At 32.4% G+C, this 12,758-nt stretch carries 15 protein-coding genes and 1 tRNA gene; 5 read left to right on the top strand and 11 right to left on the bottom strand.

Annotated elements, in window-relative coordinates:
* Nucleotides 1–4 precede the first annotated feature (4 nt).
* The 10 genes from Q0876_RS12465 to Q0876_RS12510 form a co-directional block, all read right to left on the bottom strand.
* A complete protein-coding gene (locus Q0876_RS12465; protein ID WP_299228368.1) occupies nucleotides 5–898 on the bottom strand; it encodes a DUF547 domain-containing protein in 894 nt (297 codons plus the stop codon).
* Nucleotides 899–1,783 carry a sterol desaturase family protein gene (locus Q0876_RS12470; protein ID WP_299228370.1) on the bottom strand — a complete coding sequence of 295 codons (885 nt, stop codon included), beginning with the start codon at nucleotides 1,781–1,783 and terminating at the stop codon, nucleotides 899–901. It abuts the gene before it with no gap.
* Between the two features lie 2 nt (nucleotides 1,784–1,785).
* Nucleotides 1,786–2,598, bottom strand: a complete 813-nt coding sequence (locus Q0876_RS12475) for a purine-nucleoside phosphorylase (protein ID WP_299228372.1) — start codon at nucleotides 2,596–2,598, stop codon at nucleotides 1,786–1,788.
* Nucleotides 2,599–2,670: 72 nt separating this feature from the next.
* The gene (locus Q0876_RS12480; protein ID WP_299228374.1) at nucleotides 2,671–3,279 is read right to left on the bottom strand and encodes a TIGR04282 family arsenosugar biosynthesis glycosyltransferase; all 609 of its coding nucleotides are present in this window, start codon (nucleotides 3,277–3,279) and stop codon (nucleotides 2,671–2,673) included.
* Nucleotides 3,272–3,787, bottom strand: coding sequence for a rhodanese-like domain-containing protein (locus tag Q0876_RS12485; protein ID WP_299228376.1), 516 nt, complete (start codon nucleotides 3,785–3,787; stop codon nucleotides 3,272–3,274). Before Q0876_RS12485 ends, Q0876_RS12480 begins: the two co-directional genes overlap by 8 nt.
* A 177-nt stretch (nucleotides 3,788–3,964) precedes the next feature.
* Nucleotides 3,965–4,933: an arsenosugar biosynthesis arsenite methyltransferase ArsM gene (gene arsM / locus Q0876_RS12490; protein ID WP_299228378.1), complete on the bottom strand. Its 969-nt coding sequence runs from the start codon at nucleotides 4,931–4,933 to the stop codon at nucleotides 3,965–3,967.
* 95 nt (nucleotides 4,934–5,028) lie between these two features.
* Nucleotides 5,029–5,709: a DUF2064 domain-containing protein gene (locus tag Q0876_RS12495; protein ID WP_299228380.1), complete on the bottom strand. Its 681-nt coding sequence runs from the start codon at nucleotides 5,707–5,709 to the stop codon at nucleotides 5,029–5,031.
* Nucleotides 5,710–5,712: 3 nt separating this feature from the next.
* Nucleotides 5,713–6,777 (bottom strand): arsenosugar biosynthesis radical SAM (seleno)protein ArsS, encoded by a 1,065-nt coding sequence (gene arsS / locus Q0876_RS12500; protein WP_299228382.1) that lies wholly within the window; start codon nucleotides 6,775–6,777, stop codon nucleotides 5,713–5,715.
* A gap of 6 nt (nucleotides 6,778–6,783) precedes the next feature.
* A complete protein-coding gene (locus Q0876_RS12505; protein WP_299228384.1) occupies nucleotides 6,784–7,119 on the bottom strand; it encodes an arsenosugar biosynthesis-associated peroxidase-like protein in 336 nt (111 codons plus the stop codon).
* Between the two features lie 107 nt (nucleotides 7,120–7,226).
* Nucleotides 7,227–7,697: a nucleoside deaminase gene (locus Q0876_RS12510; RefSeq protein ID WP_299228386.1), complete on the bottom strand. Its 471-nt coding sequence runs from the start codon at nucleotides 7,695–7,697 to the stop codon at nucleotides 7,227–7,229.
* Nucleotides 7,698–7,868: 171 nt separating this feature from the next.
* On the opposite strand from Q0876_RS12510, the gene Q0876_RS12515 reads away from it, so the two are divergent.
* The 3 genes from Q0876_RS12515 to Q0876_RS12525 all read left to right on the top strand — a co-directional run bounded on the left by Q0876_RS12515 (nucleotide 7,869) and on the right by Q0876_RS12525 (nucleotide 10,228).
* Nucleotides 7,869–8,627 (top strand): DUF481 domain-containing protein, encoded by a 759-nt coding sequence (locus Q0876_RS12515; protein WP_299228388.1) that lies wholly within the window; start codon nucleotides 7,869–7,871, stop codon nucleotides 8,625–8,627.
* Nucleotides 8,628–8,998: 371 nt separating this feature from the next.
* Nucleotides 8,999–9,955, top strand: a complete 957-nt coding sequence (locus tag Q0876_RS12520) for an acyl-CoA desaturase (RefSeq protein WP_299228389.1) — start codon at nucleotides 8,999–9,001, stop codon at nucleotides 9,953–9,955.
* A gap of 81 nt (nucleotides 9,956–10,036) precedes the next feature.
* Nucleotides 10,037–10,228: a cold-shock protein gene (locus Q0876_RS12525; protein ID WP_299228687.1), complete on the top strand. Its 192-nt coding sequence runs from the start codon at nucleotides 10,037–10,039 to the stop codon at nucleotides 10,226–10,228.
* 226 nt (nucleotides 10,229–10,454) lie between these two features.
* On the opposite strand, the gene Q0876_RS12530 is transcribed toward Q0876_RS12525, so the two are convergent.
* A tRNA-Phe gene (locus Q0876_RS12530) sits at nucleotides 10,455–10,530 on the bottom strand.
* Nucleotides 10,531–10,719: 189 nt separating this feature from the next.
* Here Q0876_RS12530 and Q0876_RS12535 point away from each other — a divergent pair.
* Both Q0876_RS12535 and Q0876_RS12540 read left to right on the top strand, forming a co-directional pair.
* Entirely contained in the window at nucleotides 10,720–11,448 is a 729-nt protein-coding gene (locus Q0876_RS12535; protein WP_299228390.1) for a type III pantothenate kinase, read from the top strand.
* The gene (locus Q0876_RS12540; protein WP_299228392.1) at nucleotides 11,448–12,752 is read left to right on the top strand and encodes a hypothetical protein; all 1,305 of its coding nucleotides are present in this window, start codon (nucleotides 11,448–11,450) and stop codon (nucleotides 12,750–12,752) included. Before Q0876_RS12535 ends, Q0876_RS12540 begins: the two co-directional genes overlap by 1 nt.
* Nucleotides 12,753–12,758 lie beyond the last annotated feature (6 nt).

Below are 12,758 nucleotides of genomic sequence, written 5' to 3' on the forward strand. Positions count from 1 at the left end.
AAACCTAGTTTTCATTCAAATCCCAATTATAATCTTTATAACTTTTTTTAGCAGAATCAGAGATCTCTACATCAGTATAGCTATTTAAAAAATCAATAAGACTTCCATTTTCTTTGAAATCTTTAGCAAACCACTTAAATATTTTCGAAAGCTCAAGTGTATTTTGAGAGATGTTATTTTTTGTACCATCAGATAAAAATGATTTTGTAACCGTATTAAGTTGTGTTTCTAACTCAGAACCATTGTAGGCTGTGTTTTCAAGTTTTGGACACGAAAATGAAGCACAAACAATAGCAAAATGAATACGTGGTTCATTCATTTTACGCAAGATCTGGTGTTCTATTTCATTTAAATTATACCATTTAGAGCCAAGCTTCCATAAACGCTGATCCCAGGGGTCTTTTATGTCTTTGATACTTTTTACAGGATAATTTCTAATGATAAGATCTATAGTCATTGCATTATAAGCATTGATCCAAAATGCAAGTTTATCATTTTTAGACCACAGTTCATTTGGTAGATGTGTTCCTAACGATTTGATATAGACTCTCAAATTTTCAGGATTATTTTTTAAGCTCTTGTAATCAACATTACCTTTGGAAGAGACGTATGTTTTTAATACGCTATCGAATAGATTGTGATTGAATGTTGAGTCAATTTTAATTGTTATCTCTTCATCTTGAGTTTCATGACTAATGGCTTCTTCAACAACTAATTCTGGTTCATGATTAGGGTTCGAAACTATTGGAGGTTCTGGAGGTTCAGGAACTTGTGGTTGAGAGACAATTTTTTGAGTATCATTTTTAGCAGATACTTGAACAGCTTCTTTATGACTACTACAAGAAAATGTCAAAAATAGTATTGTGAAGATAAAGATAAGGGTTTGGACGATTTTCATTTATTTTTTGTTTAGAGGATATAACTCCTGACTTATAAAATCTTTTGGGAATTTTTCATCATCTTCAAAACCTAGTTCAATATATGTGCCATCGTAAGGCACATAGTTTGTTTTGAATAGATAATCCCAAAGACTTAATGTTAGTCCGTAGTTAACGCCAAACCTAACATGTTGTGGCAGTTCTTTTGCATGGTGCCAGATGTGCATTTTTGGATTATTGAATATATATTTTAAAATACCATAATCCCAACCTAGATTGGCATGATTGAGATGACCAACAGCAATAGCGAAAAAGTATACGATGGCTACATCTTGAGCATCAAAACCGCCAATGATAGCAATTGGAATGTAAAGTAACGATTTATATACTACAGGTTCCATCCAATGGTAACGTAAATGTGCTGCAAATCCCATTTCTTTTACGCTGTGATGTACCTTATGGAAATTCCACAAAAACGGAATTCGATGTAGCAAGCGATGGGTATTCCATTGTACAAAATCACTAACCAGAAAGAAAATCAAAAGGCCTACCCACTTTGGCATTTCATCAATATCAAACAATTGAAAGTTTGAGATAGATAAGCCAATAACGCCTAGAATATCATCAAAAAAAGCAGCAGCTGTGTTAGAAAGAGCCATAAGCACGATCAGATTCAGCAGAAAAAAGTTAAAGAACATATAAAATGTATCTAGCCAAAAATCTTTTCTGAATAATGCTTGATTTTTTCGCCAAGGAAATATAATTTCTAAACCCCAAACAACAATCGAAATAATAATAAGACCATAAAAATAATTATTCCATTGGTTCTGAAATAAGAGCTCTTGTTTGAGGTAATTCCAGTACCCAGAATAGGAGTTTTTTATGATCTCTATATAGTCTTCCACGTTTAAAGAGTTTCAATGAGTGCTTTAAAAAGTGTAATCATATTTGGTTCTGCTTTAGAAGCGTTTGCAATAATATCTGCAATATCTACAGGTTCTAAATGATCAGGATCACATTCATCAGTCAATACAGAAATTGCTGCAACTTTTAACTTTAGATGATTGGCAACAATAACTTCTGGTACGGTACTCATACCAACCGCATCAGCGCCTATGGTTTTTAGCATTCTGTACTCAGCTCTAGTTTCTAATTGAGGTCCAACAACACTAGCATAAACACCTCCATGTAATGTGATGTTATTGGTTTTAGCTATTGTTTTGAATTTTGAATTAATCTCTACATTGTAAGGAGCACTCATGTCTACAAAACGTTCGCCTAATGTCTCAACGCCTTTAAAGGCTAGTGGAGAACTGCCCTGGAGGTTGATGTGGTCTTCAATAAGCATCAATTCTCCTTTTTTAAAACCTAGATTAATAGCACCTGAAGCGTTTGAGACCAATAACGTGTTAATGCCTAACTGTTTCATGACACGGACAGGGTAGGTAACATCTTGTAATGAATAACCTTCGTAAACGTGAAATCGCCCTTGCATAACAATCACTTTTTTACCAGCTAACTTTCCGTAAATTAATTTGCCTTTATGAAATTCTACAGTAGCAGTTGGAAAATTTGGAATATGGTTGTAACTCACTTCTTGCAGTATTTCAATTTCATTAGTAAGTTGTCCTAATCCTGTGCCTAAGATGATTCCAATTTCTGGTGTTTCAAAACCTTTCGAGGTTAAATAATTGGCTGTTTCTTCAATGTATTTTTTCATGTATGGAGTGCTTGTTGTCTTTTTTGATTTTTTATTTCTATCAAATATACTTTAGATTTTAATGATGGTAAATTAATTATGCTTGAAGTAGTTTTCAAAAACCTTATATGGTTTTAGGTCTTCAACATGATCTATGTCGTTGAGTGGTTTTAGAACATACACACTTTTACCTTCTAATTTTGAAAGGGTTTGCTCATAAACAGTTTCTGTACCCCAATTTTCAATTTGAAAAACAGATGAATTAGGTTGTTTTAATCCTAAAAGATAATAACCACCATCTTTTGCTGGACCAATAACAGCATCGTTAGTTTGTAGCTTCAAGAATGCATTTTCTATCAATTCTTCATTCAAATCTAACAAATCACTACCAATAATGATTATGTTTTGGTAACCAGAATCAAAAAGCATTTTAAACGCATTATACATTCGTGCCCCTAAACCTGATCCTTTTTGTAGTTTTTTTTGAAAGTAATCGTTATCCCAAATATCGTGATTGTTTATGGTTTCAGAATAAAACACATAACGTTCAACATTTACTTTCTTGGTAATATTGGTAGTGTGTTGTAATAAATAATTATAGATATCTAGAGCAGCTTGGTTGCCTAAAACTTTAGCTAGTCGTGTTTTGCATTTTCCTAATTCTGGATTTCTAGTAAAAATAATTAAAGCATTTTTAGTCATTAGTTATAGAATCTTTAGGATATACTTTTTGACCTCTTTTAAGCCATTTACTCCATTCTTTAGAAAATGTATGAACGCTATCGGTCTCTTGCTCTTTTGAATTGTAAACGGAGTAGTTTTTATTTTTCCATTCAAAAATGCCGCCATATAAATTGGTCACATTCGTATAACCTGCTTTTTTCAATTTGTCTGCAATAACTTCAGATCTAATTCCTAAAGAACAGTATACAACAATAGTATCATCCTTATTAGGAATTTGTTGTTCAATAGCGTCTAATTCAAAACTATCATAGCCAACACAAATGGCATCTTTTAAATGGCTTACTTGATATTCTTGTGGCTCTCTAGCATCTAAAATAATAGGTTTCGTTTTTGTCTTGGCTAATTCTTTAACTGAAATATAAGGGATGTTATTTTGATTATATTCATTAAGTAGCTCATCAATATTTTCTTGAGCTTGAAGTTGAAATGTAACAAGTGCTATTATAAAAAGTAGTATTTTTTTCATTTTACCAGCTTTTAGTTATAAAAAAATTAAAATTTAAATGATGCTCCAAATTGCATTCTCCACCTTGAGTTTTTCTGTTGTTTCACTTCTAAAAACAATCTGTACAAAAAAACAGTACTACGTATATATTTGTTTTTTTATAAAAAGAGAGTAATTTTTAATAAATACGTGTTATTTTTAACAGCATCCACCACCATCATAGTGGTAAGTTGATTCGCTAATAAAAATATCCTCTCTGTCTAGATTGGCTAAAGCATTGGCTGTTTTATCACAAACAGCTAGAGGTTGATTCTTTAAAAGTACGTGCCCTTTTTTGTCATCAAAATAATCGTCTCTACCAAAATAGATGGCTGCTTTACCTGTAAATACACATGGTCCATCTTCTGGCATTGGATCTTTAATTGCAGCAACTTCAATAGACTCAATATAGATAAGTTCATTGGTTGGATAGTCTTCTGGGTTTAATATTCTGTAAGGTTTACGAGCTCTAATCTCTATAGTGCCAAAACCAACATCAGTCAAGGCTTTTACATACTCTGCTATTGGGAGACTACCACTCAAACATAGTGCACGTAATCTATCATCGTTACGCAAAGTGTCATTCATGGGTTGCTCGCATGTTGGATCGCTCATTACGAGTCTCCCATGAGGTTTTAATACACGATACATTTCTTCGATGGCTTTCTTTAAATCATCTGATTTGAAAATATTAAACAGACAGTTTTGCGCAGCAACATCTATAGAGTTGTCTTCAACAGGTAGGTTAAGCGCGTTCCCTTTTTTAAGGTCTACAAATTCACTCTTAAACCAATCATTTTCTGCTTCGGCTACTATGAAATTCTTGCGAGAGGCTTCAAGCATTTCATCAACAACATCAATACCAACTACACCTCCTTTTTGACGATTGAAGTATGAAAACTGAAGTAGCTCCATTCCACCACCAACACCAACGTATAATATTTTCGGGTTATTCGTTAAATCTCTTGCATTAACTGTGCTGCCACAACCATAATTCATTTCTTGCATTATTCTAGGGATTTTCAAACCTGGTAATTCCCATATAGGATTGGTGGTGCAACATAATCCAACATCTGGTGTTAAGGCAGCTTCTTTATATAAATCGTTTGTAGCATTTAGGTAACTCATTGTATATGTATTTTAAATTGGGTCAAAAACCCTAAGTGTATTAGAAATTAGTTAATGTCTTTTTTTGAAATAGGAGACAGTAAATAGTATGCGTATTAAGCTAACTTAAAAGGTGATCCTTTGTTGAAGAGTTTCGTTTGAATTTTGATTTCAATAATTAAAAGTAGTGGTTTTATAATCTCTTTTTTTATTGATAGGAATACGAGTAAAAATTGTTTGATGGATCTTGACAGACCTTTAAAACTGTTAATTATAAATTTTACATCAGAAAAAGTGTCAATATCTGAAAGGACTTCCAAATATGAAAATTTTATGTTTTGAATTGTTAGTAGTCTATTGATGCAACTATTTAATCGAGACGTTTGCCAAGGCAATTCTAAAAAAGAAGACATATCAAAACACGATTTTTTGAGTCCCATAAGATAGAAACCACCATCATTAGAAGGGCCTAAAACAATATCGTTTAACTCAAGTTGTTTTTCAGCCTTGTTTATATGTTCAGTTTTTAAGTGTGGAGTGTCATTACCAATTGTAATAATAGTTTCAAAACCTTTATCGTAAATAGATTGTATGGCATTGGTGAAACGTCTGCCAAATGTTGTGCCAATTTGGTTCTTTTCTGAATAATGAAAATAAGGTAAGCCAGTTTGCTCTACAATTTTAAGTGTTTGAGTATTCAGTGACTCAAATAAGGTTTCTGAATATCGAAACGGTTTTTGTTTCGCTTCAAAATGTGCAGAATTTGCAAAGATCAATATGGCAGTTTTACTATTCATAGATTAAGCAACAACACCTTGACAACTACTTCCTGCGCCAGCAGTACATCCATAGCAATGTTGTGAAATAACAATATTCCGCCCTTCTAAAAGCCCTTCATTATATTCTGAAATGTGTTTTATTTTACTGTTAATAGGAAGTTGAAGCATTTGATTAAAATCACAATCATACATATAACCGTCCCAACTTACAGATAATGTATTGGTACACATTACATTTTTAACAGCTTCAGGATTGTAAGCATCTACTAATTGATACATATAATCTTCATAGTTTTCTGAAGCAATCAAATAATCTAAAAATCGTGATATGGGTAAGTTTGTAATGGCAAATAAATTGTTAAACTGAATATTGAAATCTTCCATTAATGCTTTTTTGAAATCTTTTTCCATAGCCATTTGGTCTCCAGGTAAAAAGGCACCAGAAGGATTATATACCAAGTCTAGTTTCAAGTCACCATCTGGCATCCCATAACCTACTGCGTTAAGTTCTTGCAAAGCTTTGATAGATTTGTCAAAAACACCATCACCACGTTGTTTATCTGTTTTTCCTCTTGTCCAATGAGGCATAGAACTGACTACATGAACATTGTGTTTTTTAAAGAATTCTGGTAAGTCATAATATTTTTTATTAGCACGAATAATAGTCAAATTAGAACGTACAATAAAGTCTTTGATACCTACTTTAGCTGCTTCTTCAACAAACCATCTAAAATCTGGATTCATCTCTGGAGCTCCTCCTGTTAGGTCAAGTGTGTGTGCTCCAGAATTTTTGATCACCTCAAGACATTGCCTCATGGTTTCTCGTGTCATGATTTCTTTTCGGTCTGGACCTGCATCTACATGGCAGTGATCGCATACTTGATTACACATGTAACCAACATTAATCTGTAGAATCTCTAATGTTTTAGCTTTAAGCGGAAACTGATTAGTTTCCGCTATTTTGTTCTTAAAGGTAGGGAGTTCACCGTTTTGAAAAACACCGTTAGATAAAATTTCTAATTGTCGATTACTATTGGCTAAATCACTTCCTTTTTTATGTAGCGATTGGGTCTTTAATTTTGTCATCTATTATTAACCGTCTAATTTATTCACTTTGTTCATCATCTGAACACCATGCACTAAAGTAGCACCACTTTTAATGGCTGCTCCAACATGAATGGCTTCCATCATTTCTTCTTTTGTGACACCGCGTTGTAAACTGTCTTTTGTATACGCATCAATACAATAAGGACACTGTTCGGTATGAGCAACAGCTAAAGCAATCAATGATTTCTCTCGCGCAGTTAGTGCACCTTCTTCAAAAACTTTTCCGTAGTATTCAAAAAATTTATTACCAAGTTCTTCACTCCATTCAGTGATTTTTCCAAATTTTCTTAGATCTGCTGGATCGTAGTATGTTTTTTGCATTTAATTCAATTTAATGTTCTAACGAAAATATGAAATATCTAAGCTTTTGTCGAAGAAGGTCTTGATGAATTACAGAAAAGTAGCAGTAAATTTTTTAGTGTGTAATCTCAATAGTCAATTTTATCTGTTTTTTCACTCCAAACTTTAAATGGTTCTAACGCCAATTCACGAGCCAATTGTTTAAAAGGAATACTTCTTTCATTGTAAGGAAGCGGAATCTCTTTATAAATAAAGGCGTCATCAAATCCAATATTTGCAGCATCTATTTGGTTGCTTCCATAGAATACCTTATCAGGACGTGCCCAATAAATAGCACCTAAGCACATAGGGCAAGGCTCACAAGAAGTATATACTTCACAGCCATCTAATTGAAAAGAGCCTAAGTTTTTGCAAGCGTCTCGAATGGCTATAACTTCTGCATGAGCTGTTGGGTCGTTTGTTGAGGTGACCTTGTTGTTTCCTCTACCTACTATTTTTCCGTCTTTAACAATTACACAGCCAAATGGGCCACCTTCATTATTATTCATTCCTTTCAATGCAGCATCAACTGCTTCTTGCATAAATTTTTCTTTACTCATGAGTTGTATATTGTTTAAAGCACTAATATAATATGTTTTTTAATTGAAGCATATTAGATTCATAAATCTTAACTAACCTCTTAAAAATCTTTAATAAAAGTTTGCATTTCGTAATACATAAATAAGTATATTTCGGGCTTCTTAAAGTAGCGTAATTTATAGTGAAATAGAATGAAAACGGTTTTATATTATCTTTTTTTATTCCCAATCTTACTTTCTGCTCAAATCAACGAAAGCGACACACTTAAGTTGAAAGCAAACCTTTCTTTGACTGGATTTTGGCAATCAGGAAACGTGGAGACTCTAATTTTTAGAGCAAAATCTGATTTGAGTTATAAGCCTTGGAAGAAATGGGTTTTCAAAACTAAAAACTCTTATGTTTATCAAGAATTTGGCAAGGAAAAAGCTGATGAAGATATCCTAAGTCTCAATTTTTTATATTTTAATCCTGAGCGAAAATTCTATCCGTTGGTCTTAGGTTTTGTAAGTACCAATTTTAGGAGAGAAATAGATCTACGTTCTTTAGTGGGTGTTGGTGTTACTTATCAGGTTATAGACCATAAAGACCATTGGCTCAAGCTATCAGTTTCAAGCGAATATGAGCAAACAGATTTTGCTAAATCAGACTTTAATCGTTCGGCATATGATGGTGATCGATCAATTAATACCTTTCGTAGTACGCTATGGGTAAATGGTAAATATAAATTGTTTAAGAATAAATTGATCTTAAGCCACGAAAGTTACTTTCAACCATCTCTTGAACAAAGCGACAATTTTCGCTGGCAAGCCGATATTGGGATAGAACTACCCATCTGGAAGTTTTTAAATTTCAAAGTGAATTATCTCCATACCTTTGAAAGCGTAGTCATTGAAGACCAAGAGCAAGAAGATAGCTTTTTAACTTTTGGTTTTACACTGAAAAGTTATTGATCATCTAATTGAATTTTAATACTTTAACATTTAATTGATAAGGCTATCATAATTTTGACCTACCTTTGATTCAATTAGCTAGTTGAGCGGCCTTTCTTTATTTAATTTGAATTCCAATATTATTTAATTCTTTGCTTTCTTCAGTTTTTTAATAGTAGTATTAGATGTATTACACATAAGGATGTAATGCTAAGTACTATAACAATACAGCAATAATTTCTTAATATTAATAAGGTATCGACAATTTAAAATTTTCAAGAGACATACATTCCGACTTTAAAAAAACACTAAGGCGCAGGGTTAACTTCTATTTTAAGACTCATAACAAAAGTAGAAATGCTAATAAAAATATGGTGGTTAAAACTATTTTCATGTTATTATTATTTTTCACGCCATTAACAATTCTCGCTTCTGGAATAGTAGCATCAACATCACTTCTTTTTGTATTATATACCATTAGTGGTTTTGGAATGGCAGGAATTGGTATGTCTGTAATGCATGATGCCATTCATGGTTCTTATTCAAAACATAAAGAGGTAAACACTCTTCTTGGGTATACATTTAATCTCATAGGTGCTAATGCAACCGTATGGAAAATACAACATAATGTTTTACATCACACCTATACTAATATTAATGAGTTTGATGACGACCTTAACTCTCCTTTTTTTCTAAGGTTTTCACCACATGCTAAACACCATTGGTTAAATCAATTCCAACATATTTATATCTGGTTTTTTTATGCAATATCAACCGTCTTTTGGGTAACAATCAAAGATTTTGTACGATTGAAACGGTATAAAAATATTGGGTTTTTTAATAAGAAATATGAATATGAAAAAATATTTTTGAGCATCATTGCATGGAAATTATTATATTATTCATATGCATTAGTATTACCTATGCTGATGGTCAATCAACCTTGGTGGCTAATTTTGTTAGCATTCTTAAGTATGCATATCATAACTGGGCTTCTGGTGAGCATTGTTTTTCAGATTGCTCATATTATGCCAGAAAATGATTTTCCTGTTCCTGATAAAAGTGGCAATATAGAAGAGAGTTGGTACAGTCATCAATTTGCTACTACAAGTAACTTTTCGCCTAGGAACAAATTTATATTTTGGTTTACAGGTGGTTTGAATTATCAGGTAGAACATCATTTGTTACCAGATGTTTGTCATGTGCATTACAAAAAAATATCTAAGATCGTATCACAAACAGCGCAAGACTATGGGTTTCGGTATCATGTTAAGAAAACACTATACCAAGCTTTAGTAGATCATATACAGATGCTACGTTTACTAGGGAAAAAAGAAAAAATAACATGAAGATCAATTATTAATTAAGAACAAGAAATTATGATAAAAAAATTTATAAATAAATTAATGAACACTAATAAAGTAACAATTATGAAAGAAGGTACAGTAAAGTTTTTCAACAATGCCAAAGGATTTGGTTTTATTACAATTAAAGACTCAGAAGAAGAAATATTTGTTCACATGTCAAACCTTATCGATCAAATAAAAGAGAACGATAACGTAACGTTTGATGTTGAAAGAGGCGAAAAAGGCTTAAGTGCCATAAAAGTAAGTCTGGTTTAAATACGAGTCATAACTTAGAAGTTAGAAAACCATCTTTAAAAGATGGTTTTCTTGTTTTGTCTAAAATCATAAAGAAGAAATCATGGTGATAAAAGTGATAAACATAAGAACCATATATTTTAATTTATTAAAGGGCATATAATATTATAATTAATGTTTTTTGCTTTTCAGCAAATATAGATAAGCTAAAAACCAAAAAACCCGATTCATAGAATCGGGTTTTTAGTGGTGGTGCCTCCAGGAATCGAACCAGGGACACAAGGATTTTCAGTCCTTTGCTCTACCAACTGAGCTAAGGCACCAGTCGTTTGAAACGAGAGTGCAAATATATATGCATTTTTAGTATTACCAAAAAGAAATTTTAAAAATTTGATCAAATTTTTATTTGTATTAAAATCTGTACCAAATCACCTACAAGAATATGTTATTTTTTGGTTAAAGCTCACTTAGTCTTTTTTTCATTTTGTAAGTTTACAGCTTTCTGATGACTTATGAATTTAATTATTGATGTAGGAAATACCTTAGTGAAACTGGCTGTTTTTCAAGATAATACAATTCTGGAAAAGGTAACAGTAAACCATAAAGCGCTTTTGAATTCTACAAGACTTATGATTGAGAAGTATTCTAAGTTAACCAAAGGAATCATCTCTTCCGTTGGGAAACTACCTGCTTACGATGTTGAGAAATTAAGTGCTGAAATAGACTTAATGTTGTTGAACTCTTCAACTCAATTGCCATTTGAAAACCATTATAAAACACCAAAGACCCTAGGTGTAGACCGTATCGCTTTGGTTAGTGCTTCAGTACAACAGTTTACAGACAAAAATGTGCTTATCATAGACGCAGGAACTTGTATTACTTATGATTTTATAAATTCTAGAAATGAGTATCTAGGTGGTGCTATTTCTCCCGGAGTTCGATTGAGATATCGAACATTAAACAATTTAACTGCAAATTTACCGTTATTGGAAACCCAAATGCCAAAACATATTTTAGGGAACTCTACTGAAAACGCCATTCATTCTGGCGTTGTTTTTGGAGTTTTAAAAGAAATAGATGGTGTTATCAATGATTATAAAGCTAATTTTTCAGATTTAACAGTTATTTTAACAGGAGGTGATACCAAACTCTTGTCTAAACAATTAAAAAATGGCATATTTGCCAATTCAAATTTTCTTTTGGAAGGTTTGAACTTTATTCTAGAATATAATACAAACTAATGATTAAAAAACTGCTAATAGTTTTAGTTGCTTTTTTTGCTTCGCAAATCTATGCACAAGAAGGAACTGCCTCTCCATATTCTTTTTATGGTATAGGAACTTTAAAGTTTAAAGGAACGGTTGAAAATAGAAGTATGGGAGGTTTGAGTATCTTCACAGATAGTATTCACGTTAATCTTCGTAATCCTGCATCTTATGTAGGTCCAAACCTTAAAGTATTCAACAATGAAAATCGTCCGGTCAAGTTTTCTGTAGGTGCTAGTCATAATAGTTTTGATCTAGAATCTAATTCAGGAAGTGATAAAACCAGTAGCACAACCTTTGATTATCTGGCCATGAATTTACCATTGGGTAAATTTGGTGTTGGCTTTGGGCTTCTACCTTATACTTCTGTAGGTTATAAATTAGAAGACATCACCAATAATCAAATACAAAATAGATATAGAGGAGAAGGTGGTCTAAATAAAGTATTTGCAGGATTGGGTTACAAAATCACAGATAAGTTAAATGTTGGTGTCGACATAAATTATAATTTTGGAAATATTCAAAATAGTGCCATTGAATTCATTTATGATGGCGAAGGAAATTTAGTTCAATACCTCACCAGAGAAGATAACAGATCAGACTTAAGCGGGCTCAATTTTAATATAGGACTTAATTATATTTCAATGATTAATGATAAGCTTGAATTACAGGCAGGCTTAACCTATTCTCCAAAAAGTGATATCACTTCAAACAATGAGAGATCGTTTTCTACAATCATCATTAATCAAGCTAGCGGACAAGAATTTGTTGTCAATACTGTTGATGGAAACTTAGCTTCCAGAAATCTTGAAACCACAGATCTCACTTTACCCTCTAGATTTTCTTTTGGAGCAGGTATTGGTCAACCTAGAAAGTGGTTTTTAGGCGCCGAATATACCTTGCAAAACACAAGCGAGTTTGCCAATCCTATTGTTAGTATAGAGAATGCTACCTTTGTAAACTCAACTAATATAGCAATTGGAGGATTTTATATTCCAGATTATAATTCTTTCTCAGGTTACTTTAATAGAGTGACTTACAGAGCTGGTTTGCATTTTGAGCGTACTGGTTTGAAAATTAATAATGAGAATATAAACGAGTTTGGCATGTCTTTTGGAGTTGGATTACCAGTTGGAAATTTATTCTCTAATGCCAATCTAGGATTTGAGGTTGGAAGAAGAGGAACAACAAGCCAAAATTTAATACAAGAGAATTTTGTAAATTTCCATTTGAGTTTGTCGTTAAACGACAGATGGTTTGAGAAGAAAAAATATAACTAACATAAA

The sequence above is a fragment of the uncultured Psychroserpens sp. genome, from assembly GCF_947503375.1.
Lineage (GTDB): Bacteria > Bacteroidota > Bacteroidia > Flavobacteriales > Flavobacteriaceae > Psychroserpens.

Bases quoted from the DNA above. Each gene is read 5' to 3' on its own strand.
- arsS (WP_299228382.1), bottom strand. From the start codon at position 6,777: ATGACAAAATTAAAGACCCAATCGCTACATAAAAAAGGAAGTGATTTA.
- Q0876_RS12525 (WP_299228687.1), top strand. From the start codon at position 10,037: ATGAAAGAAGGTACAGTAAAGTTTTTCAACAATGCCAAAGGATTTGGT.
- Q0876_RS12495 (WP_299228380.1), bottom strand. From the start codon at position 5,709: ATGAATAGTAAAACTGCCATATTGATCTTTGCAAATTCTGCACATTTT.
- Q0876_RS12465 (WP_299228368.1), bottom strand. From the start codon at position 898: ATGAAAATCGTCCAAACCCTTATCTTTATCTTCACAATACTATTTTTG.
- arsM (WP_299228378.1), bottom strand. From the start codon at position 4,933: ATGAGTTACCTAAATGCTACAAACGATTTATATAAAGAAGCTGCCTTA.
- Q0876_RS12515 (WP_299228388.1), top strand. From the start codon at position 7,869: ATGAAAACGGTTTTATATTATCTTTTTTTATTCCCAATCTTACTTTCT.
- Q0876_RS12475 (WP_299228372.1), bottom strand. From the start codon at position 2,598: ATGAAAAAATACATTGAAGAAACAGCCAATTATTTAACCTCGAAAGGT.
- Q0876_RS12540 (WP_299228392.1), top strand. From the start codon at position 11,448: ATGATTAAAAAACTGCTAATAGTTTTAGTTGCTTTTTTTGCTTCGCAA.
- Q0876_RS12480 (WP_299228374.1), bottom strand. From the start codon at position 3,279: ATGACTAAAAATGCTTTAATTATTTTTACTAGAAATCCAGAATTAGGA.
- Q0876_RS12535 (WP_299228390.1), top strand. From the start codon at position 10,720: ATGAATTTAATTATTGATGTAGGAAATACCTTAGTGAAACTGGCTGTT.
- Q0876_RS12505 (WP_299228384.1), bottom strand. From the start codon at position 7,119: ATGCAAAAAACATACTACGATCCAGCAGATCTAAGAAAATTTGGAAAA.
- Q0876_RS12485 (WP_299228376.1), bottom strand. From the start codon at position 3,787: ATGAAAAAAATACTACTTTTTATAATAGCACTTGTTACATTTCAACTT.
- Q0876_RS12520 (WP_299228389.1), top strand. From the start codon at position 8,999: ATGTTATTATTATTTTTCACGCCATTAACAATTCTCGCTTCTGGAATA.
- Q0876_RS12510 (WP_299228386.1), bottom strand. From the start codon at position 7,697: ATGAGTAAAGAAAAATTTATGCAAGAAGCAGTTGATGCTGCATTGAAA.